General features: G+C 53.9%; 20 protein-coding genes. 6 read left to right on the top strand and 14 right to left on the bottom strand.

What is annotated here, in order from left to right; genetic code table 11:
* Positions 1–121: 121 nt before the first annotated feature.
* The 4 genes from ABD931_RS21870 to ABD931_RS21855 all read right to left on the bottom strand — a co-directional run bounded on the left by ABD931_RS21870 (position 122) and on the right by ABD931_RS21855 (position 7,445).
* Positions 122–3,598: a carboxypeptidase regulatory-like domain-containing protein gene (locus tag ABD931_RS21870; protein ID WP_345270095.1), complete on the bottom strand. Its 3,477-nt coding sequence runs from the start codon at positions 3,596–3,598 to the stop codon at positions 122–124.
* A 61-nt stretch (positions 3,599–3,659) separates the two neighbouring features.
* A complete protein-coding gene (locus tag ABD931_RS21865) occupies positions 3,660–5,042 on the bottom strand; it encodes a TolC family protein (protein ID WP_345270094.1) in 1,383 nt (460 codons plus the stop codon).
* A 17-nt stretch (positions 5,043–5,059) separates the two neighbouring features.
* On the bottom strand, positions 5,060–6,409 hold the full coding sequence (locus tag ABD931_RS21860; protein ID WP_345270093.1) for an HlyD family secretion protein: 1,350 nt from the start codon (positions 6,407–6,409) through the stop codon (positions 5,060–5,062).
* A 25-nt stretch (positions 6,410–6,434) separates the two neighbouring features.
* Positions 6,435–7,445, bottom strand: coding sequence for an ABC transporter transmembrane domain-containing protein (locus tag ABD931_RS21855; RefSeq protein ID WP_345270092.1), 1,011 nt, complete (start codon positions 7,443–7,445; stop codon positions 6,435–6,437).
* 197 nt (positions 7,446–7,642) lie between these two features.
* Between ABD931_RS21855 and ABD931_RS21850 the strand changes: the two genes are divergently transcribed.
* Both ABD931_RS21850 and ABD931_RS21845 read left to right on the top strand, forming a co-directional pair.
* Entirely contained in the window at positions 7,643–8,317 is a 675-nt protein-coding gene (locus tag ABD931_RS21850; RefSeq protein ID WP_345270091.1) for a TetR/AcrR family transcriptional regulator, read from the top strand.
* A 313-nt stretch (positions 8,318–8,630) separates the two neighbouring features.
* Positions 8,631–9,254 carry a T9SS C-terminal target domain-containing protein gene (locus ABD931_RS21845; RefSeq protein WP_345270090.1) on the top strand — a complete coding sequence of 208 codons (624 nt, stop codon included), beginning with the start codon at positions 8,631–8,633 and terminating at the stop codon, positions 9,252–9,254.
* 85 nt (positions 9,255–9,339) lie between these two features.
* On the opposite strand, the gene uvsE is transcribed toward ABD931_RS21845, so the two are convergent.
* Complete coding sequence (uvsE, locus tag ABD931_RS21840; RefSeq protein WP_345270191.1) at positions 9,340–10,257, bottom strand: UV DNA damage repair endonuclease UvsE; 918 nt, start codon at positions 10,255–10,257, stop codon at positions 9,340–9,342.
* Positions 10,258–10,394: 137 nt separating this feature from the next.
* Between uvsE and ABD931_RS21835 the strand changes: the two genes are divergently transcribed.
* Positions 10,395–10,802 carry a hypothetical protein gene (locus ABD931_RS21835; protein ID WP_345270089.1) on the top strand — a complete coding sequence of 136 codons (408 nt, stop codon included), beginning with the start codon at positions 10,395–10,397 and terminating at the stop codon, positions 10,800–10,802.
* Positions 10,803–10,856: 54 nt separating this feature from the next.
* Here ABD931_RS21835 and ABD931_RS21830 read toward each other — a convergent pair whose 3' ends face one another.
* The 3 genes from ABD931_RS21830 to proS form a co-directional block, all read right to left on the bottom strand.
* On the bottom strand, positions 10,857–11,288 hold the full coding sequence (locus tag ABD931_RS21830) for an FKBP-type peptidyl-prolyl cis-trans isomerase (protein WP_345270088.1): 432 nt from the start codon (positions 11,286–11,288) through the stop codon (positions 10,857–10,859).
* A gap of 202 nt (positions 11,289–11,490) precedes the next feature.
* The gene (locus tag ABD931_RS21825) at positions 11,491–13,425 is read right to left on the bottom strand and encodes a redoxin domain-containing protein (protein ID WP_345270087.1); all 1,935 of its coding nucleotides are present in this window, start codon (positions 13,423–13,425) and stop codon (positions 11,491–11,493) included.
* A 159-nt stretch (positions 13,426–13,584) separates the two neighbouring features.
* Positions 13,585–15,057, bottom strand: coding sequence for a proline--tRNA ligase (proS, locus tag ABD931_RS21820; protein WP_345270086.1), 1,473 nt, complete (start codon positions 15,055–15,057; stop codon positions 13,585–13,587).
* Between the two features lie 186 nt (positions 15,058–15,243).
* Here proS and ABD931_RS21815 point away from each other — a divergent pair, with 186 nt between their 5' ends.
* Complete coding sequence (locus tag ABD931_RS21815) at positions 15,244–16,542, top strand: pilus assembly protein (RefSeq protein WP_345270085.1); 1,299 nt, start codon at positions 15,244–15,246, stop codon at positions 16,540–16,542.
* A 149-nt stretch (positions 16,543–16,691) separates the two neighbouring features.
* A complete protein-coding gene (locus ABD931_RS21810) occupies positions 16,692–18,245 on the top strand; it encodes an OmpP1/FadL family transporter (protein ID WP_345270084.1) in 1,554 nt (517 codons plus the stop codon).
* Between the two features lie 92 nt (positions 18,246–18,337).
* Here the strand turns inward: ABD931_RS21810 and ABD931_RS21805 are convergent, their stop codons facing one another.
* The 3 genes from ABD931_RS21805 to ABD931_RS21795 form a co-directional block, all read right to left on the bottom strand.
* Complete coding sequence (locus ABD931_RS21805) at positions 18,338–18,844, bottom strand: shikimate kinase (RefSeq protein ID WP_345270082.1); 507 nt, start codon at positions 18,842–18,844, stop codon at positions 18,338–18,340.
* 87 nt (positions 18,845–18,931) lie between these two features.
* Complete coding sequence (locus tag ABD931_RS21800; protein WP_345270081.1) at positions 18,932–20,074, bottom strand: BT_3928 family protein; 1,143 nt, start codon at positions 20,072–20,074, stop codon at positions 18,932–18,934.
* Positions 20,071–20,616 (bottom strand): DUF1599 domain-containing protein, encoded by a 546-nt coding sequence (locus tag ABD931_RS21795; RefSeq protein ID WP_345270080.1) that lies wholly within the window; start codon positions 20,614–20,616, stop codon positions 20,071–20,073. The genes ABD931_RS21800 and ABD931_RS21795 overlap by 4 nt, the downstream gene beginning before the upstream one ends.
* Before the next feature lie 117 nt (positions 20,617–20,733).
* Between ABD931_RS21795 and folP the strand changes: the two genes are divergently transcribed.
* Positions 20,734–21,588, top strand: coding sequence for a dihydropteroate synthase (gene folP / locus ABD931_RS21790; RefSeq protein WP_345270078.1), 855 nt, complete (start codon positions 20,734–20,736; stop codon positions 21,586–21,588).
* Positions 21,589–21,720: 132 nt separating this feature from the next.
* Here folP and ABD931_RS21785 read toward each other — a convergent pair whose 3' ends face one another.
* From ABD931_RS21785 to ABD931_RS21775, 3 genes are all read right to left on the bottom strand, one after another.
* Entirely contained in the window at positions 21,721–22,404 is a 684-nt protein-coding gene (locus ABD931_RS21785; protein WP_345270077.1) for a hypothetical protein, read from the bottom strand.
* A gap of 253 nt (positions 22,405–22,657) precedes the next feature.
* Positions 22,658–22,768, bottom strand: coding sequence for a hypothetical protein (locus tag ABD931_RS21780; RefSeq protein WP_345270190.1), 111 nt, complete (start codon positions 22,766–22,768; stop codon positions 22,658–22,660).
* A 143-nt stretch (positions 22,769–22,911) separates the two neighbouring features.
* The gene (locus ABD931_RS21775; RefSeq protein WP_345270076.1) at positions 22,912–23,130 is read right to left on the bottom strand and encodes a LytR/AlgR family response regulator transcription factor; all 219 of its coding nucleotides are present in this window, start codon (positions 23,128–23,130) and stop codon (positions 22,912–22,914) included.
* Between the last annotated feature and the right edge of the window lie 22 nt (positions 23,131–23,152).

The following is a 23,152-nucleotide window of genomic DNA, read 5'->3' as shown; positions in this document are numbered from 1 at the left end:
AATCCGGGGCAGTTGTTTGACAAGCGCTCACCCAAAAGGTTTAATGACGTTTAACTTTTTTAATGCGGTACACCAAACCCGTACAGTCTGGAACGGAGCCTCCGGCGAAGTCGGCCACGGGTTACCGAACAGGCAACTCCCAGGAGAACACCAGAGGCACTCCCTCCGACGTTAACCCCTGCACCACAATCCGCAGTCGTTTTGCCGTATCACTCAGCGGGAAGACCAGATTAGCCAGTCCATTCGCATCCATGGTCCCCAGGGGTTTCCAGTATAACACATCCCGACGGTCTGCGTGAGCCGTTTCGCCGGCCGGCAGGTATTTAGGTGTGTAATATGTCTGTGGCGTAGATAAACCCATCAGGGTGGTGGCCGGTCCCAGCGAGGCCGTTAGTTCTTCGGTTCTCTTTCCCTTTAGCGTATAAATCGCAATAATCCCATTGGCCGCCCGCACGCCGTATATAGCGGCCGTGCCCGCGTTTTTCAGAATTTCGATCCGCTGCACCATACGGGGATCCAGTAAATCCACAGTTTCATAATTGGCATAAATGCCGTCAACAATATACAGCGGAGTATTATCGCCCGAGGTTATCCCCCGGCTAAGTGACTTAATCCCCGGAACCATGTCGAGGAGTTCTTTCATAGTTGCCGTTCGCATAGCGATACCATTATCCTCTACAACCAGTACTCCGTCGGCCTGGGTGTGCAGACTGGCCCGTTCTACCTCAATGGGGCGTTTGTCAACCGGTTTGGCCGCCCGAACAATCACCTCCGCTAACGTTCGCGCCGTCGAGTCGCGGTACAAGGCGGGAAAGGTGGCCTGCCGCAGCATGCCGAGGGCTCGCCACGGAGCCAGGGCTTCCCAGTCGGGCGGGGGGAGTGGCGCGGCCGGAAAGCGGTTGCCGGGTCTGTCGAAACGGACAACCGCATTTTTGACGCGGGGCACTACCGCCCGCACCTGAACGGTATCCGGCAGCAGCAGCCCATTCAGGCTGAAATCCCCCTGCAGACCCGTAGTCAGGCTACGAAGTACCTTAAGCTCTTTACTTTGGAATTGCAGCATGACCGATTCACCCGCCAGCGGACGGCCCCGGCTGTCGAGAACCCGACCGCTGAGTAGCCATCCACTGCTTGAGTCGGCCGGTTCCGGGGCGGGCAGTCGTCGCCAGCCCTGGGTCAGCAGCAGGTTGTCGAGGTCGCCTAAGCGGTCCGGTTCCATGTAATAGGCCGGCGACTCAACATGCCCCCGCAGGCCGCTGGTCAGCAACAGGTGTGTTCGCATATCGGAGCCGTTAGTGTCGGCCGGCACCTGCTCAGCATCGGTCACGGCCGCCGACCAGAAACCACTGACCGGATACCCTTCGGCATCGCGAAACTGAAGGCCAATGGCAATAGGCTCCTGCGGGTCAAAGCGGGGTTTTGCCGTAGATACCCGCATCTGTACACTCGGTGTATGATCCGGCACAAACACCAACCGCTCGGCTCTGGGCTGATAGGCCGAGTCCCAAAGCGTCAGCCGGCACACACCGGGCGGCAGGGCTACGGTAGACAGCGCGAACTGCGCTTCGCCTTTGGTCAACTGCCACTTCTGGCGGTAGACCAACTGCTCCCGGCTTTGCAGCGTCACATACACCGGCAACCGGCTGTAACGACCCGTCGCCTTTATAGTTACGGTTAACTGACTGCTGTCGGAAACGGCATCCACCGTCAGCAGCCAGCCTTCCGCTTCAGGCACCGGTAAAGGAACCGTTTGGGTAGACTGACCGACGGGTTCATCCAGAACAGCTGCATACCGGTGACCTGCCCTGGGCGTAAGCACCACCTGCCCCATGCCCAGGTCATTGGTCCTGAAACGGGCCGCTTCATTACCATGCTGATCCACAATACGGCCACTGACCGATAGGCCCCGCCCGTTAGGTTGCAATACTTTAATGCCTAGCCGACCGGGTACCTCCATAAGCCAGCGCCCGCCTTCGGGCAAAAACTGCATGTCAGGCGAATCTGCTGCCAGGGCTACGGTAGTCGCCGGCAACGATGGCTTCGGGTTGATCGGCCGGGAAGGAGCCGACGGCCGAATGGTATTGAAGAGAATGAATGTCTTTTCGAAGGTCGGCCCTTCTGCCGGCTGGTTGAGGGCCGTGTACGCCCGCAGGCGGTAGGTACCCGCCTGAAGAGTATCTGAAAGCCGGAAACCGGTTGCCACCCGGCCGTCTGTCAGTGGCAGCCACTGGTGATATACCGGCCGGCCTGAGGGAGCAACAAGTTCCACCTGCAGGGTACCGTCGCGACCGGCAATGGGAAGCTGCCGGGCGGCATCCAGCACGTAAGCGCTCAGCCAGAGCTGATCGCCGGTACTGTAGAGCGCTTTGTCGGTCTGCACATACACCAGGGGCGGTGTTCGGCGGGCGTGCCGGCGACGAAGGGTCGATAGGGAATCCAGGCCGGCATCGGCCCGCAGTATGCGCCCCGCCGTTATGGCAACTGGTGTCAGCCCTTCCTCTTCAATGGGGTTCCAGTCGGCAGGCAGCAGCGTAGCCAGCCGATCATTGCTTAAATACCCTCTGACATCAAGCCCATTACCCTGCGTAATACACCCATTGGTGTTTAAGCCGACCAACCCTTTGGGTAAGATCAGGAGAGAATAGGCATAGGGCGAATCTCGGTAAGGCGAATTGCTGGTATACACCCGATTGTAGTAGACTTCGAGGGGTTGCTCTGACCCTAGCCGTCGTTCAAAGGGCAGTTCACCCGGCGAAAACAAGGTCAGGGCGCGCTGCGAATCGATGTACTGACGGGCCTCCCGGCTCACCAGGGGTAAGGTCTGGGTACTGGTAGTCACCAGCAGCGGTGCCTGGTAAACCTGATAGCCGGCCTGCTCGTGGGTACCCGTCAGCAGGTTGGCCAGCAGATGCTGAAGAGAGCCCCGATAGGCTTTCATGCGGCCGGCCTGCCACTGAGCCGGCTGCCGGGGATTTGTGGCCGTCAGTTCCTCAAAACGGGTGGTACCGGCAAAAAGCAGGTGATACCGGTAATAGTCGAAGTGCAGCAAGTTGTAGTATAGCCGGTAGCCCAGAGCCTCGTTGACAATAACGAGCGGTTCGACAGCCGTAGCCAGCAGATGACCATTCTCTTCCCTAAAGGAGAGGACTTCCGGATTCAGGATGCGGCATTTGCGAGCCTCCGGGCGGTTTCCCAGCAGTTCGCGGCTCAGGATTCGGAACTGCCGGAGCCACTCCTTGCTGCGCCGGGCTTTTACGGTGACCGTGGCCAGCATCTGATCGGTAGGTTCCAGGCGCAGGTTCACCCGGCGCGGACTGGTGTCGGTAAGCCGAAGCGCCTGCCGGCCTGTTTTGTAGCCCAGCACCGACGCTACCAGCTCCTGACTGCCCAAGGGTACGTTTGTCAGCCGGTACACGCCATTGGAGTCGGCCAGGGTACCTTTTGAGGTGTTATTGAGGTATACCGTAGCAAACGGCAGCGGCAGCCCGGTTTTCGCGTCCGAAATCTGCCCGCTCAGGGTTGTGACCGGCGTTTGGCCCAGCAGCACGCTCACCGACAACCAGGCTAACAATCCGGGTATCCAGAAGCGCACGTTCATACAATACCTGGCTAAAGGGTGGTTACCAGCCAAACATAGTACAAAAAAGCGTTAACTGCTATCAAATCGGCGTATTGGTACCGGCGGTGAAGTACAACTCGGCGATAGCCTTTTGGTATTTGGCCCGGAGTTGCTCCAGCTTTACTGCCATATCGATCAGTTTGGCTTCCCGGGCATTCACCAGGAACAGCGAGCTTTCGCCAATCTCAAATTTCTGCTGCTCAGCCCGTAACAAAATTCGCTGGTTGGTCACGGCCTGCTGCTGCACGGCAATCTGGTTTTCCAGCGCTTTCAGTTCGTTATAGGCGCCCTGCACGGCGTTCAAGATGAAGCGGCTGGTCTGCTGCCGTTCCAGGTTCACCTGCTGCGCCTTAATCTGCACCTGCCGAAGCTTTCCGCGCTCTTTCCGCAAAAACAGAGGGAACATCAGATCCACGCCGATCTTGTGGTTAGCCGGCCGGAACGAGTAATACGTAGGCCAGTCGTTGGGACCGCCAATAAGCGCCGTACCACTCAGCAAACTGGCGTTCAGGTTGATTTGCGGCTTCAGCATTTCGCGCCGGAAACGTTCTTCCAGAATCAGTTGCCGGACTTTTGTGTCCAGTTTGGTGAGGTCGGGGTGCTGCTCGGCGGCCCGGTTCAGCAGCGACTGCAGCACCTCTTCATTGGCCAGGGCGAAGCCGCCTGCCTGGGGCGTTACATTGCTGGGCAGGTCTACTGCCTGGTTGTTGCCGTTCCACAAAAACGCCGACATACGAAGTCGGGCATTTTGCAACTCTACTTCGGCCTGCTGACGCTGCACCAGCCGGTCCTGCGCCGTAATAAGGGCCTCTGTCGTATCAATTGGAGCCGCATCGCCCAGTAAAGCCCGCTGCCGGACGGCCCGGTATCGAACATCGGCCAACTGGTATCCTTCCTGAATCAGGGTATACTGCTGGTACGCTACATACCAGTCCCAATACGTTTTAGCCGCATCGAACAGCGTTTTGTTGATCAGTTTCAGCCGGTCGGCATCGGCCAGAGTAACGGCCAGTTCGGCCTGTCGCAGGGCATTCCGGCGGGCGTCGATCAGAAAACCCTGCCCTACAGGAACATTGAGGCCTATAGCCGTCATACCGGGGGTAGCCAGCCGGTCTTCGGCGTTGACGAACGACCCCCGGTTGCGTTCGTGGGTAACTTTAATATCGGCCCCACCCAGCCATACGGGCACCGACAAGCCCGACAGCCATTTGTCGTAATACAGTTTGTTGCCGAAATCTTTGCGGTAATAATTGCCAAACAGCTTCGGGTCAAACGCCCCCTGAGCCTGTAGTACCTCCTGGCGGGCTTCGTCGTTGAACAAAGCAGCCTGCCGTACCAGCGGGTGGTTCTGCGCCACAACCTCGTAGAACGACCGGGCCGTGAGTACACTCGTATCCGGCTCGGCCGTACACAGATTGGTCATTAACAAGACGGCCTTTATCATTTCTTTGCCTCCTGCGCTAAAGGTTCTGATTTCAAACTTGGTGGGAAACCATTCAACTGCCGCCAGATTTCGTACCAGACCGGTACATCATCCAGCATGACCCAGCCGTATACACCCGAGCCCGCCCGGAGCTGTTTTGGCCAGGGGTGATCGTCATTTTTCGGCTTGACCAGCAAACGGTACTTACCGTTCGTGCTGTTAACCGCGTCCACTACCGCTACTTCCCCCCCGAATGTACCAACCGCTACCAGTGGCCAACCCGAAAATTGCACAGCCGGCCAGCCGTCGAACTCCAGCCGCACCGTCCGACCTCGCGAAATCAGGGGTACATCCATTGGCCGTATATAGAGCTCAACAGCCAGCATGGGTGAATCCGGCTGCAGGGTAGCAATAGACTCTCCTTCTTTAATGGTCTCCCCAATACCTGCTTTTAAGGCCCGAACAATGTAGCCATCCTGCGGAGCCCGGATAATGTACATACCCCGACGGACATCAACACTCGATATTTTGTTCCGTATTTTGGAAATTTCACCGGAAGCTTCAGCCCGGTACGATACCGCCGAGCTGCGGTCCGACATGGCTTTAGCCAGTTTCTCCTGGTAGTCGGCCTGAATGTTGAAGAGGTCAAGCCGGGCGTTAATGAGCTCCTGCCTCGCCACATTCAGCTTATTTTCCTGAGCAATCACTTTAGCATAATCCTCCTGAACCTTCAGCCGGCGAGATTCCAGATCGGTCAGGGAGAATAAACCTTCCTGATACCCTTTCTCGAAACGTTCGAGCCGGTCGCGGGCAATCTGATAGTTGTTCTGGGTAGCAATCAGATCTGTACTGTCACTCACAACCTTAAACTGCGACTGGCGTACCTTATTCCGCGCCGACTCCAGTTTCACCTTCAAGCCGGCCTGCAGCGCCCCTATCTGATCATCCAGCGCTACTATTTTAGTCTCGGTAGCTTCCAGGCTACCTACTTTGGCTTCACGCTGCTCCTGAAGACGGACAGGTAAGTTGGGATCGAAATATTCATCCTTGATCTCGGAGATAACCACCAGCGTATCGCCCCTGCGAACGTATTCGCCTTCCTGAATCGCCCACCGCTCAATCCGGCCCGCAATGGCATTCTGAATGGTTTGCGGCCGGTCCTGCGGAGTAAGTGCCGTTACGGAGCCCTCGCCGGTTACGTTCTGCCGCCAGGGCACAAACAGCACAATAATCAGAATGATCATCAGCGCCACCAATACCCTGGCCAAACGCCGGCCTGCCCGCAAATTGGGCAGGGTATGCAGGGTTTTGACCTCATAATGTTCAAATATGGTTTCGTCGACCCGATGTCTTGATAAATTTAGCATTGTCTTGTTCTTTACAAAAGCCGGATTAAGGTTGATAGGTGACGTCGGTTTCCACCAGAGGCAGATCCGTTACGTGGCCCAGCTTTTCGACGGCCGTCAGCAGGTCAAAGACAACGTCGATACTCATGATCAGCTTCTCAACCGAACTGGTAATCAGGACGATGACCAGCTCGGCGGCCACAAACTGTCCCAGCGTCATCTGCCGGTCTACGACCAGTACGGTTCCCAGGATGAGCAGTCCGCCGGTTACAATGGTTTTGAAGCCGACGGCATTGTAGTAAAAGCGCTTCAGCACACTGAAATGGTCATTCCGGTATTTCAGGTAATTGGCAACCAGTTCATCGGTTTTATCCATCATAGCCGCCGACTCGGGCTCCTGCCGGTAGTCGGGCAGGTTGCCGGCAATCTCTTCCAGCCAGCCTGCTACCTTATATTTAAACTTCGACTCGCTCAGGCTGGTACGCAGGCCCGAGGGCCCGTAAATCAGCACGACCCCAATGAGCATCAGCACGGTCAGGATTCCTACCGCAATAAAAATAGGGTGATAGAACGAGAGTAGAATAATCCCGAACAGAATCTGAATAAGGGCGGCCGATATATCGATCAGCAGTTTGGGAAGTCCCTTCTGTAACGTTAATACGTCAAAGAAGCGGTTCATCAATTCGGGGGGGTAGTACGGCTCCAGGGCTTCGGGCTGGATACGGGGCAGCCGAAAGGTAAACTCAAAGGCCGCTTTGACGAATATCCGCTGTTGCAGATACTCCACCAGGGCCATTTGACTAATCAATAACGTACCCGTCACAATTACCCCGACAACAACCAGAAAAATCAGCAGATAAATGGAGTTGAAGACCATGCCGCTCGACACCAGGTTAAAAACGGCCTGAATACCCAGCGGCAACGACAGGCTGATGGCACCGGCTACCACGGCGTACAGATACACATACCAGATGTCCCGTTTCTCGTTGGTCAGCAGCCGGATCAGGCGCTGTAGTGGGGTAAGCGGCTTCAGGTTATCAGTATAAGGGGCGATCATAACAGCAACGGTTGAGCTTGCACAAACTACCTGTCTCTTTAATTAAACACTTTCTCGAACTTATTCAGATGCTTATTGTTTAAAGAGACAAACTTACAATATCGATAGTTTTACTTTCACATTTGCAAACATAACTATTAAACCTAAAAGTTCATTAACTTTGGGCGAAAATTTAGGGTAAGACTTAATCGCACAGAATGGAGTATACAGTACACGTCCGGATGAACGAGAGGCTATTTCTGCGCGATCCGGAACAGTCGGAGTTAGGTCGCCGGATCATCCGGCTGGGCATTACGCTGATTGATGAACTTGGCTTTGAGGAAACGACCTTCCGAAAACTGGCAGACCGGCTCAACACCAAAGAGGCCAGCATCTACCGCTATTTCGAAAACAAGCACCGGCTGCTGGTATACCTGGTAGCCTGGTACTGGCAGTGGCTGGAGTATCAGGTAGTTTTTCAGACCCATAACCTGAGTAATCCGCACGATAAGCTCGAAAGTGTGTTGCGGTTGCTGCTGCTAAAGGATATTGATGAGATGGCCTCCGATGATATCGACATCCGGGCATTGCACCGCATTGTGATCCGTGAGGCCAGCAAGGCCTACCTGACCCGGCACGTGACAGAAGACAACCGGCAGCAGTTGTTCAAACCCTACAAAGATTTGTGCAGCCGCATTGCTAACCTGATGCTGACTTACCGCCCCAACTACCCGTTTGCCCGTTCGCTGGCTAGTACTATTATTGAGACAGCGCACTACCAGTCGTTCTTTATGCAGCATCTGCCGTCGCTGACCGACTTCGGCGTTACCAAGGACGAGAATCAACTGCTTGCCTACCTCGATCACCTGCTCTTTACCTCGCTCGAACACTGATAGTGGTCTTTTCTGGGGCCTCTCCAACCGTCGGCAACCCCAACGGGTTAGGATTGTTATTGTATTATATGAAGTAAAAAGCGTAACCCGTTCTCTGAGAGTTCTATTTTTTCGTTTTATTGGAAAAATACAATTCTTTGCAACTCTATAGGAACCTTTGGTATTTTCCCGCGAAACGTCAAATTTTTCAAATTTCGAGTATGACGTTTTAAAGAACTTTGGTTAATCCATTGTTAACCAGCCTGTTTCTGCTTGCATTACATTTGTCGTGCACCCTACCTTAGCTCCCGGAAAAACCAAATTTTCTTCACCAATGAAAAAGTTCCGAATTAAGGTTGCCGTGCTGCTCGCAGCGTGGAGTCTGGCCAGCATGGGAGGTGCCATGGCCGACGACAAAAACCCAGGGGTGAGTAAGGTGAAAGTAGTAAAGTCCGAGCAAAAGAAGTTTCGTTTATATACCCCCGAACAGGGATTGCAGAATGTTCAGCCCTATTACGTGACCATTATGGACCCCAATGGTGTGCTGCTCTACGAAGGTAAAGTAGCAAAAAGAGGGGAGGCCGTTACTTCGTTCGATCTGAAAAACCTGCCCGATGGCCGGTACTACCTGCGGGCCTCGACCAATGACTGGTGGATGTCGCAGGGTCTGACGATCCAGAACGACAATCTGATTGTTGATGAGCTGGATTATAACATGCTCCTGAAGCCGGCGGTGGAGACTTACGATACCAACAAGTACCAGGTATCGTTTCCCAGCGTTAGCGCCAATGAGGTAAAGGTATGGATTTTGAACCGCTGGGATGAAGAAGTCTTTGCCGATGTGATCTCCAGCGAACGGCCGCACCGGTTCGATCTGACCCGCCTGCCTGCCGGCCCGTACAAGTTTGTGGTCCGGCTGGCCCAAACGGATTTTATTGAGCCGATTTCGATTAAGTAGAGACGCAAAATTTTGCGTCTTGATTGCACCACCAGCCCCACTCGGACGGGGCTGATGGCTACTCACACCTCCATGCCCGGCACTCTTAGCGGAGTGCCGGGCTTTTTGCGATAAGGGGAACCTCTCCTCTCAGGCGCATAATAGCCTGCTCCTTCATTTTAGCCTCAAACACAATATCCACCTCTTTGCCGTAGGTATTCACGGCCGAATATAGCCAGTCGGCATGGGCTTCGCGCCGGGCCTTGGGGTCCTCGCGGTCCTGGCGAGAATCAGAATAATGCACCACCGGCCGCACATCCCAGGTTTTGTAAGCTGTCAGAAACGCTTCTTCTTCGGTCTGGTAGCCGGGATTGAGGGAGTGGTGGAAATAGTCGAAGACAATGGGTGTACCAATGGTTTCGTGCAAAGGCACCAGGTCGGTGACGGTATACAGGCTGGGCCGGTCGTCGTTCTCTATCGTCAGCCGTGCCCGCAGGTTCTCCGACAGCAGCCGGAAGTTTTGGGCAAAGCGGATCAGCGTAGCCGTTTTGTCGCCGTAGGTACCACCGGCGTGGATGTTTATCTTGTTCCAGTGCGATGGTTTCAGACCCATCAGGTCAAATACATCGGAGTGGTATTCCAGATCCCTAATGGTATTGTCAAGCACGTGTCCCTGCCCGGCCAGGTGGTTGAACGGTCCCGGATGCACCGTGAGACGGATAGGACGACTACCGATCTCTTCCAGCAAAGCTCTGATTTCGAAAAAATCGGGCAGAGACGAAATTCTGTATTCCGAGGCCCACGGAAACAGGTCAGAGGATACGCGGAAAATTCGGAATCCGTGTGCCAGATTCCAGTCAACGATCTTGAGCAGGTCCTGCACATTTTTCAACGCCAGTTGCGAGGCATAGGCAATGCCCTTCTCCTGATAGGTTTTCCTGATCATACCTCGGTTGGTCGTGACTTTCTCGGCCTGCAGGCTCAGGTTAATGCAGGCGTAACCGATATTCGGGGATGCTTCCATGTCCATAAAGCAAAAACCCGGTGAATAGCCTGGGGGTTTTGCCGATTTACCGTTCGTTCAAAAGTCCGGCTTTTTATTGGCAATCTGCCGTAAGTAACCTACCTTGACCGTATGATGTCTTTGTCCCCGGCTATGCTATGATGGTCATGAATTTCCTGACGACCGAACAACTAACAGCCCTGGCTCAAACCTGGAAGGTATCCGCCTACAGCTTACATCAATACCAGGCCCGCTGCTGGGATACGCTTACGCTTGAACAGCACCTGGACATCAACGCCTACCAGAGCAGCCTGCTCAACCGCGCTCATGACCTGGAGACTGGGACCGCCAAAATCGGGTTTGAAGACAATGTACAAGCCATACAAACCATTTCGCTCGTAGCCATTGAAGCCCAGAAATTATTGCAGTCAACCAACACTATTCCTATAGGGCTGAACATCGGTGCTGTGCTGGTAACCCTGGCTGCGGCTACAGCTCGCCGGAATACTAGTGCCATGCAGCACGCTCTGCGCGAACTGGATGATCTGGCAGGTGTGCATCCATAAAAAAGCCCGCTCGTTTGCGGAGCGGGCCTACACAAAAGCGTCGACAAAGACTTCTTAGCGAATATCAACCAGTTGCACTTCAAATACCAGATCCTGCCCGGCCAGCGGGTGGTTGGCATCCAGGGTTACACTTTCGTCGGTCAGATCGCGGACGATAACCGGAACCGGCTGCGGATTGCCGTCTTCGTGCATATTGAGCGTCATCCCGATCTCCAGCGGAATATCATCCGGTATTTCGGAGCGTTCGAGGGTAAATATCATTTCTTCGTGGGCCGGGCCGTAGGCTTCCTCCACCGGAATTTCAACGGTTCTGGTCTCCCCTATTTCCATTCCACTGATCCCTTCATCGAACCCTTTGATTACCTGTCCGCTGCCGAGGGTAAATTCCAGCGGCTCACGGCCTTTCGATGAATCGAAAACCGTACCATCTGTCAGTGTACCGGTATAATGTACCTGAACGGTATCGCCGGCTTTTGCTTGTGCCATAGTAAAAACAATTGATTTTCGACAAAACTACCGAAACGCTTCCGAAACCCGGCACCGTTTCCTATTTTTTTGCTATTGTTTACCCAAACATAGCCGGGTATGTTCTGATTCACCATCAGGCACTTGCCTGGCTACCGGTTGCCGGTTCCAACACCGCCGTGGCTGGCTGCTTCTCATAAATATTGAGCGTACATTACAACACTCATTTATTGGCGCCAATGGGCCTTGTGCTGAGAATGTCGATAACGGTTGCTAATTCGGTGACGGTCTTCTCGGGATTTCCATCAAATCCGATGCTCCGGTACCGGATATTGCCCTCCTGGTCAATGACAAATTTGGTTGGTATACCCTCCACCTTATAAGCTTGGGAAACCTTGTTATCAAAGTCGAGCGGCACGGTGAAGGCATATTGTTTTTTCTGGATAAACTCGGCTACCTTTTTGGTCAGCACCGCAGCCTCATCGCGCCCCTCCATGGTATTGATGAAAAGAAACTTTACGTTTGGATTGCGCTGAAACTTAGCCTGAGCCTGCTGCATACTGGGGAAGGAGGCCACACAGGGTCCGCACCAGGTAGCCCAGAAATCGACCACCACGATCTTCCCTTTCAGGTCGGCCAATGCTATTTTATTTCCGTCCAGATCATTCAGCGCAAATGCCGGTGCCGGCTCGTTGACCAGCGATTTCAGAATGTGTTCGTGCTGTTTGGCCTTGTACTCCGCTTCCAGGCCGGCCATGTATGCATCGGCGTCCTGACCATTACCCGGCTGCTTCAGATACAGCTCCCGGAGGACTTCTTTAATCTTCGGGGTACCCTTACCGGCCTTTACAAAAGCCTCACCGTTCTGTTTTGCCTCAGCGGCATGACCGGCTTTAATGGCACAAACTACATACCGCTCGTTCACTTCAGGATTTGATCGTTCTGGAGTACGGTCTATGGCTTCCTTATAGGCTTCATAAGCCTCCGCCAACCGCCCCTGCCGCTCCACAATGTAGGCGTAGGTATCCATGTACATCCGGTACTGCCCATTCTGGTAGTCGGCCCAATCCATGCCCGGAGGCAAAATGAAATTATCCGGCTGTTTCTCCGCCTTTAGAACCACCAATGACTTTTTCGATAGCTCTTCCGCAAAAAGTAAGCCTTTGCTTTCTTCCGCCAGTTTCCAGGCAATATCGTTCAGTGTACCGTGGTTCTTAAACTGATCCGGTCGCTCAGCAATGAACTGCTTCAGACCTGCCAGCTCATTGTGTTTCAGGAAGGTCATAGCTACATGACTGGTCAGGCTTTCCAGCCAGTACGTTGGATTACCGGCAAAGTCTTTCTCGAAGGCCAGCAACAACGCTTTTTTCCGGGTCAGATCTTCCTCTTTCTGGACTAGCTTCGCCCGTTCGCCCTGGGCTACTACTCCTTTAGGATCCGCCTGTATTACCCGCTGTTGATAGACGGCAGCATTTTCCTTGTCTCCAATAAGCTCATACAATTGAAAGATCAAACTCAGGTCATTGGGATTCGGCTCCTTTTTAGCCGCTTTAGCTTCCTCAATTCCTTTTCTAACCTTCTCCCGGTAACCATCCTTTCGCTCATAAGCATAGGCAAACAAAATGGGTGGCCAGTAGTCTTCCATACTTTCGGGATAAGCCTTTACCTCCTGCTCATAATAGCGTAAAGACTTGTCCGTTTCGCGATCCGCTCCAAGCATATAGGGAAAGGAACCACCATACACCAATCCTAATCCACCCAGCGCGTGACGAGCCGGCTGCCCGGCGGTGGTATGAACCGCTACCGAATAAAAATCAGACTTGTTGTGATCGACCTTCTTTGGGTCTTTGGGATCGATAAACGCAATAGCCACTCCGGCGGCTCTTTCCGGCAAAGGCAACTCACCCGTCCAGGTATTCCCCTGCCGGATAAGGGTGACCGTTTTTGGCCGGCTTGTATTCATAAACCCGGGTGAGCCATAGTACATGGCCTGACACTGCACATTCGGATCATCTGCAAGCGGAGTTCCTTTAGGGGTGTACACGAAGCGGACGGTTTGCCCAGCCAATGGCTTATCAGGCGTAAACTCAACCTGGGCGGTAGCCGATAGGCTACCGATTACCAGCAAGAGGAAGCTATTCAGAAAGGAAGCGTTCATAAAACCAGCAAATTGGTATAAACACAAACGTAGCGATCCCGTATCGATTTCCTAATCAACGTCTTACTTTCTATTTATCGGTAACCCGCGGTTAGGTTCCCGGCAACAAAAAAGCGGGCCAAAGCCCGCTCTTACGTATCTTCTAAAAATCTAACACTGTTAATACGCCCGCGCAAACACAACCCGTCGGTTCGACGGCTTGCCGGTGTAAATACACTGGCCCTCTTCTTCCGGCGCGTCCAGCGGAATGCAGCGGATGGTGGCTTTGGTTTCTTCCTTAATGGCGTCTTCGGTCTCGGAGGTGCCATCCCAGTGAGCCAGGATGAAGCCGCCTTTCTCGATCTGCTCCTTGAACTCATCGTAGGTATCGACACGGAACATGTTGGCCTCGCGGAACTGAAGCGCCTTCTGGTAAATGGTCTTTTGGATGTCGTCCAGCAGGCTCTGAATATGGCCAACAATGCCTTCCAGGGCTACGGTTTCTTTGGTTTTCAGGTCGCGACGGGCCACCTCCACGGTTTCGTTTTCCAGATCGCGCATCCCCATCGCCAGGCGGACAGGTACGCCCCGCAATTCGTACTCGGCAAATTTCCAGCCGGGCTTGTTGGCATCGCTGTCGTCGAACTTTACCGTAATACCCAGTTTGCGCAGTTCCTGCATGACCGGCTTCACCTTGGCGGTTAGTTGCGCCAGTTGCTCGTCGTTCTTGTAGATCGGCACGATGACCACCTGAATCGGCGCCAGCTTCGGCGGCAGCACCAGTCCATCATCGTCGGAATGGGCCATAATTAGGGCACCCATCAGGCGGGTGCTGACGCCCCAGGAGGTACCCCAGACATAATCCAGCTTGTTTTCTTTGGTCAGGAACTGCACCTCAAACGCTTTGGCAAAGTTCTGACCCAGGAAGTGTGAGGTACCGGCCTGCAGGGCTTTACCGTCCTGCATCATGGCTTCGATGCAGAGCGTATCTTCGGCACCGGCAAAGCGCTCGTTGGGTGTTTTTGCCCCCCGGATCACAGGCATGGCCATCCACTCCTCGGCAAAGCGCGCGTAAACATCCAGCATCTGCCGGGTTTCGTCCATGGCTTCGTCGGCGGTAGCGTGGGCGGTGTGGCCCTCCTGCCAGAGAAATTCGGCGGTGCGCAGAAAGATCCGCGTCCGCATTTCCCAGCGCACCACATTGGCCCATTGGTTGATGAGCAGCGGCAGGTCGCGGTACGACTGTATCCAGTTGCGGTAGGTACTCCAGATCACCGTCTCCGAGGTCGGGCGCACGATCAGTTCTTCCTCCAGTTTGGCTTCGGGGTCTACAATCACCCCGCTGCCGTCTTCGGCATTCTTGAGCCGGTAGTGCGTCACCACGGCACACTCTTTGGCGAAGCCCTCGACATGCGAGGCTTCCTTGCTCAGGTACGACTTAGGGATAAACAGCGGGAAGTACGCATTGGAGTGGCCAGTCTCCTTGAACATATCGTCCAGCGCCCGCTGCATTTTTTCCCAAATAGAGAAGCCATAGGGCTTGATGACCATACAGCCGCGCACGGCCGAGTTCTCGGCCAGGTCGGCTTTCTTAATCAATTCGTTATACCACTCGGAGTAATTTTCACTGCGTGAGGGAATCGCTTTTGCCATTTTCTGTAAAAAATTTTCCAGCCCATTTAAACCATATGGTAGCTAAACGGGTCTAACTATCAGAGGAGCTTGCAAAGATAGGTTTTTATCCTATATTTGTTGCAGGCTGAATTAAATGGCCCTTTTCAACGTTAGTATTGTAATAAATTCGCATTGGTCAAACCTTTCTACATAAAAGCATTTGTCATGAAAACGAGTCATACCTGGAAATACCTCGCCATGGTGGCCGTTATGGGGTTCTGGGGTTGTAGCTCCAGCCGCCAGACGGCCCAGAATGCCGGTGAAGTAGACGACCTGTACGGCAATTCGTCGGACGCGGTTGTGTACGCCGGTACCCAGCCGACCCGGACACAGCAGGCGGAGCGTCCCGGGCGGATGAGCAGCCGTACTCTGCGTGACCGGAACCCGGAGTACAGCGAGTACGACGAGCAGCGGAGCTACAGCAACACCGACGAGTACTATACCGACCTGAATACCCGGAAACTCCAGCGGGGGCTTTCGGCCGATCCGGGCTGGAACAACGATAATGCGTACCGGAGCGGTTTTGCCGACGGGTACACCGCAGCCGCCTGGAACCCTGGCTTCAACTCCTGGCGCTGGAACCGCTGGGGCTGGAACAACTCTATGTTCTGGAACGGTTTCAATATTGGTGTTGGTATCGGCATGATGCCTATGGGCTGGGGTTACTCGCCCTGGGGCTTCAATAGCTGGAACCGCTTCTACGATCCGTTCTGGGGGCCAAGCTATGCATACGGTGGGTTCGGCAGCTTTTATGATCCGTTCTGGGGCTATTCACCCTACGGCTTCAACAACTTCTACAGCCCGTTCAATAATTCGTATTATGGCGGTGGTTTCTACACCCGTCCGGTTATCGTAAACAATTCGGGCATCATTACCGGTCCGGCATCAGAGCGTACGCGGACGTATGGTCCCCGCAGCGGCAGTTCATCTGACCGGTACAACAACGCCTTTACCAATACGCCACGCACGTACACGCCGAACAACGGTGGCCGTCGGGCAAGTACCGATAACGCAGGGTATACCACCACAGCACCGGCTACCACCAACAGTAGTTCGAGCGATGCTTACTACGCCCGTCCGCGCCAGAATAGCCGGGGCTCGTACTACTATGAGAACCCGTCGAGCAGCGGAGGCCGCACCAGTTCAGACGCCGGTTCATACAGCACACCCAGCACATCGTCGAACGACAGCTACTACGCTCGTCCGCGTCAGAACAGCCGGGGCTCGTATACACCATCCGACAACGGGTACAGCTCAGGAGCTCGGGGTAGCTACCAAAACCAGACACCCCAGTACCAGGCTCCCCGGCAGCAACCGTCTTATCAGCAGCCAAGCTACCAGCAGCCGAGCTATCAGCAACCCAGCTATTCACCGCCGTCGAGCGGTAGCCGGGGTGGCGGATACAGCGCCCCAAGCGGTGGCGGTGGTGGTAGTGTTGGTGGCGGCTCACGCGGACCGCGCTAACTAGTCTTACGTCATTTTTTCATAAAAAACCCCCGCCGGTTGCTACAAACGGCGGGGTTTTTCGTTTATACTTCAGTTTGTATCCCTACACCGGCTAAACCTTTTGGGAGCCGGTGTAGTCTAATGATACACCACATCTGATAAATACCATGAACAGAAGTATATGGATTACCGGCGGCCTGCTCTTATCAGCCGCCGTATCGTACGGACAGTACGCCAGCGATGCCTTCCGCTATTCAGAACAGACCATAAACGGAACCGCCCGCTTTCAGGGCTTAGGAGGTAACCATGTAGCTTTGGGTGGCGACGCCAGTGCCGCTTTCGGCAACCCCGCCGGCCTGGGTTTCTACAACCGCTCAGAGTTCAGCATCAGCCCCGCCATAAGCCTGGTGAACGCCGATGCGAGCTATGCCGGTACAAACACCAACGCCCAGCGGGCGTTCCCCACCATTGGTCAGGCTGCGCTGGTGTTTGCGGGTAGTCCCCAGAACGAGAACCGGGCCTGGCGCCGGACCTCACTGGCCATTAGCTATTCGCGGCAGGTTAACTTCAACAACATTTTCACGTATTCGGGCCGCAATCTGCGCAGTTCCCTGGCCGATGCCTACGTGCAGGATGTAAACCGGCGCAATATCAACTCAACTGACCTTGACCGGGAGTTTAGTACGCAGACGAACACTGCCAATACAATTGAAGGAGCGGCTTACCAGCTGTACCTGGTCAACCCATCAACCCAGGCTGGTCCGCCGTATTTCCGCTACGATGTGGGTGTACCGACCGATCAGCGGGGTAGCTACACCGCCCGGGGCGGACAGTCGCAGTGGACCATTGCTTATGCCGGTAATCTGGAAGACCGGCTGTATCTGGGCGCGTCGCTGGGCCTGACCCGCACCCGCTTCGATTTTACCAACGTGCTCGAAGACCGGTATGTAGGTGGGCGCGTGTTCCGGGGCTTCACCGAAAACTCCGACCTGACGGTTACCGGTGGCGGCATCAATGCGTCGTTTGGTGCGATTTTCAAACCCGACCAGAATTTTCAGATCGGAGCGGTGATCACCTCGCCAACGTTCAGCAGCCTGCGCGAAGAGTATAACCGCTCGATTAGCATTGACCCCATCGCCATTCCAGATGGGGTCGATAATCAGGGACGCCCCACGTATGTTAATCTCGCGTTTACCAGCGTTGATGTTGCGCCTAATAATTTTGAGTATTCCATTACCAGCCCGCTTCGGGCTTCGGGGGGAGCTACCTACTTTTTCGGCCGCAACGGCTTTCTGACGGCTACGGCGGAGTATGTTGGGTATTCTGGTATGCGCATCGGTACTACTTTCTACAGCGCAGCCGCCGACAACCAGGCGTTCCGGGAAGACAACAAGCGGGAGGTGCAGAATACGTACCAAAACGTAGTTAACTTTCGGGTGGGGGGTGAAGCCCGCATCAACCTGTTTCGGGTACGGGCGGGAGTGGCTTATCTGCCGGACCCGTATAAGGTGAAACTCGATAACCTGGACCGGACCAAGTTTCTCTTCTCCGGTGGCTTCGGGGTGCGTAATGACCGGTTCTTTGCCGATGTGGCGGGCTCGTTTCTGACGTTCAAATCGGCTTATACGCCATATACCCTAAACAGCCCGCAGGACTATGCTTCCGCGCAGTTGACGAACCGGAATACGAATCTGATGCTGTCGGTGGGGGTGTTTTTTTAAGAAGGAGTTTTAACCGCAAAGACGCAAAGTTGGCGCAAAGGTCGCAGTTTTTTTCTTTGCGCCAACTTTGCGTCTTTGCGGTTTATGACCCATTACAACCAATCCCCCAATCGCTGCAAAACTTCCCCAGCCGTTGTTTCACCGGAGACGGTAATATCGGCCTGGGCATAATACGGCAGCCGGTCGGCATATTTCTTCCGGAGATTCTCCAGCAGAGTCGGATCGTTTTGGGGATAGAGCGGCCGGTCGGCAATGGCGTGGACCAGCATACGCTGAAGCAAGACGTCGGGCTCGATGTCCAGAAACACCGAAATACCCGTTGCCTTCATATACGCCATGTTGTTGTGGAAACAAGGCGCTCCGCCCCCGGTAGCGACCACCAGGCTGCTCCCCGGCCGGATCGAATGCAGCACCTCGCTTTCTACCCGCCGGAAGTAATCCTCCCCGTCCTGGGCAAAAATATCGTTGATACTGCGTCCCTCCTGCCGGACAATCAGCTTATCGGTATCCGTAAACCGATAATGCAGTTCCCGCGCCAGTTGCCTGCCAATCGTACTCTTCCCCGACGATGGCATACCTATTAGGAAAATGTTTTTCAACGGAGTAATTTGAGGTTTGAGGTTTGAGGTTTAAGGTTAAAATGGCGAAGCAACTTCAAACTTCAAACCTTAAACTTCAAACCATTTTCATTTTACCAACCCAATTACTTCCCCCGCTTCCGGGGTGGCGTTGTGGTGCCATTTGCCTTTAACCAGGCCGTTGCTGAGCAGCCAGGTGCCCGGGTTGGAACGCATGATAGTTTTCAGCACGGTGGCGTCGGCCTTGTAATACGGAATATCCAACTGGTATTCCTGCCGGAAACGCTTGATGTCATCGTCGCTGACGGAGGTCAGGATCTGGGGTTCTACATTGGTATTTTTCAGGCCATTGACCAGCGCCCGGATGGCCGTGATGGTACCGGAATCAAAGTCTTTGGTTTCTTTGATGATCACAAACAGTTTGTTGCCCTCGAAGGTCTGCTGGGTAAAATCGCTCTCCTCCGTCCAGACGCGGTAGTCGGTAATTTTGGGTTTGGCATTTTCGTTGACCAGCACCATCTGCTTGAACTTGTAGGTAGTATCGGAGGGATATTGCTCAAACTCAAATGTTTTGCCGCCCCTTTCCACGATATACTTGTAGCGCAGCGGCTCCGAGGGTTTCATCTGGTCCGGTACACTCTTGCCCACGGCATACGGCAGCAGGTCCAGCGGGGGCAGATACATAATGGCGTAAATACCCAGGGCTACCGACAGCACGGTAGTCAGGAATACGATCCAACCGGTATTAGCCGCCCGGAAGCGGTTACGGTGCCCGATGATAAACAGGATCAGCACCATTAGCACAATGTCCTTGCCGAACGACGTCCAGGGTGTCAGCTTAATGGCGTCGCCGAAACAGCCGCAGTCGGTCACCTTATTGAAGTAGGCCGAATAGAACGTCAGGAAGGTAAAGAACGATACCAGCAGCAGAATGATCCAGGACGTAAGCCGGGGCCGGTACGACACCAGCAGGGCCACTCCCAGCACCACCTCAGCCGCGCACAGGAACACCGATAGCCCGAGCGTGAGCGGCACCAGCGCCATAAAGAAATCATGCAGCAGGGGCAGGTCCTGGGCAAACACCTCAAAGTACTCTTCCAGCTTAATCTGGGTGCCGACGGGATCGTTCAGCTTGATCAGCCCCGAAAAAACAAACACAACGCCCACCAGAATACGGGCGATTTGTGCGGCAATTTTCATACCCGGCGTACCGGTCTTGACCTTTGGTGGTTTTACCTGGTTTGTATTCATTGTAAGACTTGTTCTTCCAGCTTGATCAAACAAAAAACGGCGTAATTTATCATATCCATATAATTAGCCTCCACTCCTTCCGACACCAGCGTTGCGCCCCGGTTATCTTCAATCTGCTTGGTGCGCAGCAATTTCATCAGAATAATATCGGTCATAGAGCTTACCCGCATTTCGCGCCAGGCCTCGCCGTAATCGTGGTTCTTGGCAAACAGCAGATCCATGACCTGCTGCATCTGCCCATCATACAACGGCTCCAGTTCACTGGTAGGAATCTCCATCCGGGCATCCCCGCGCAACTGCAACTGAATCAGCGCCATGACGCAGTAATTGATAATGCCGACAAACTCCGGCTCAATACCCTCCCCTACCCGGCTGACCCCTTTTTCCTGTAGGGTGCGGATGCGCTGGGCTTTGATAAAAATCTGGTCGGTGATGGAAGGCAGCCGCAGAATACGCCAGGCCGTGCCGTAATCCTGGTTCTTTTTTAAGAATAACTCTTTGCAGCGCTGAATAACTTGCCGATATTGAACCTCGGTAGTCATGGTTTGAGGTTTGACGTTTAACGTTTAAGGTTGAACGGGGCCAATATTTGGTTGTAGACCAAATAACTTCAAACCTCAAACCGCAATGGCGGACCATTCAAACCTCAAACGATCAAATTGCCGAAAGTTACGAAAAAAACGCTCAACTGCCGGGGGAAGCTGGTGGATTTACGCCCGGCTGCGGTGATGGGCATTCTGAATCTCACCCCGGATTCGTTTTACAGCGGCAGCCGAGTGATTACCGCCGAACAGGCGGTAGTAACGGCGGAGCGCATGTTGGCCGAGGGAGCTACGTTTCTGGATGTGGGGGGGTACTCAACCCGCCCCGGTGCCGCCGACATCAGTGCCGGCGAAGAAGCCGACCGGGTGCTGCCCGTGATAGAAGCCATTCTGGATCGTTTTCCGGATGCGCTGCTTTCGGTGGATACGTTTCGGGCATCGGTAGCGCGGCAGGCGGTAGAGGCCGGCGCGTGTCTGGTGAATGATGTGTCGGGCGGGGGGCTGGACCCGGCGATGTTTCAGACCGTAGCCGAACTGGGCGTACCCTATGTGCTGATGCACATGCGCGGTACCCCGCAGACAATGGCGCAGTTGACTCAGTATCAGGATGTGGTTACCGATGTCATCGACGAACTCCAAACTCCGCTGGCAGCGCTACGGGCACTGGGCCAGACAGACATCGTGCTGGACCCCGGTTTTGGATTCGCCAAAGTCCCGACGCAGAATTTTCAGCTTCTGAACCATCTGGAAGCCTTCCAGGTGTTTGATGAACCGCTGCTGGTCGGGCTGTCCCGCAAGTCGACTATCTGGCGAACGCTCAACATCACCCCCGAAGAGGCTCTGAACGGCACCACGGTGCTGAATACGGTGGCGCTGCTTAAAGGGGCATCAATCCTGCGGGTACATGATGTGAAGGAAGCGGTAGAAGCCGTACGGCTACTGCAACAACTTCAACCCGTCGCGGCCAAATAAAACAGCATGTGGCCAACCGGTCACATGCTGAGTAAACAAATAGGTCATCCCTAACCTAAATAAACCAAGTATGACTACGCTCCGTAGCGGATGCGCAGACCTGCCAGCCCATACCCTGCGGATCAGAAGCGGCTACTGAGTATTGGCGAAAGCGCTGTGGTTAAAGCGGGTCGACGGAGTAGCTACGCCTAACACGATCTTCCGTTCGTACGTATACTTTTTGTTCGGCGTTGCTACCTCCAGCGTGTAGGATTCAGCCTTTAATTGGGTAAGATTTAATTTAACCAGACAGGCAGGTTGGGTAACCGTCTCCGCATAAATGGTCTGCCCGTTCCGATCCTGCAACCGGATGTATAGGCGGTACCGTTCCGGATTGTCCACCTGCACGTGCAACATCTGTCTGGCGTTGTAATCAGTCAGGTGAGTGTTCAGGCCTATGTTGTAATTCAGTCCGTTGTGTACGTTTACCCCCGCAATGGATTCAGGCTTAAGCGCCGGCCCTGTCCATACGGCTGTCCGGTTACTGACCATTACCGCTTCGAGCGGAGCAGATTTTACGCTGCCCGCAATAAGCCGGTTCTCCATTATTTGGTCAAAGACCCGATTGATCAGATAGACATTCTGGTCAGTCAGCTTTATGTATTTCCCGGCAAGCACCTCTTCGTAGACCAACCGACGCTCGGCATTGTAGAATTTAATAATTGTGCTGTGGCTCTGATTATCGGTAAACAGTTTCCAATGTCCCTTCCCGGAGTAGTTGGCTTCTTCAGCATACGTATCCTGCTGAGCCTGTCCTGTTATGGAGAAAAGTAACATTGCACAAAGGCAGATAAGCCATTTTGGCGGATGGTGGTTAAAAAGAGTCATACCTTAACGTATCTGGTTTCGAGGAAGTTATTTCAATCTGAAAATACTAACCTGAATGTAAGAAAGCTACACCCAACCAAAAACAGGTATTTAGCCGTTTACGATTCGGAGCTTCAGATGGTTATTCTCAATGAGTATTTGGCAAAACCGGTCAACTAACGGAGCCGGCACTCTCTGTATTTAGTCAAAGAGAGTGGCAAACTCAGGAGACGAAAAAGTTCAGCAGGGCCTCTTTCCGGCTACGGGCCACGTTGACAATAGTGCTGTCACTCATGACCACATAGCCACCGTCGCCTTTTACATACTTACTGATCTCGTTCAGATTGACCAGGTGCGAGTGATGGACCCGAAAAAGCAGGGTCAGTTGGTCGGCCGTGATATACTGGCCGGGATGACGACTGAGTTTGTCGACTGCCCTCTTTAATTCTTCTTTATCGATAGGTTTTAAGATATAATCTAAGGCACTGAACCGGATCGCGTGGATAACACGCTGGTGGTAATCAGTTCTATATCGAGGAAGACCAGGTCAGGCTGATGCGTATAAATACCTGTAAGGCCTTCTGCCCCCGAAAAACAGCTCCCGACTATCTGCACCTGGGGACAATACGTGTCGAGATGCCAGCGAAGCGTAGCCAGGCAATGCTCTTCATCATCAATCAGGAGTGTACGTATCATAAATACGATAGTTTTTAGAGCG

Source organism: Nibrella viscosa (genome assembly GCF_039541875.1).
GTDB classification, from domain to species: domain Bacteria; phylum Bacteroidota; class Bacteroidia; order Cytophagales; family Spirosomataceae; genus Nibrella; species Nibrella viscosa.
The sequence above is the reverse complement of the archived record's forward strand: the minus strand, read 5'-3'. Positions and strand labels throughout refer to the sequence as shown.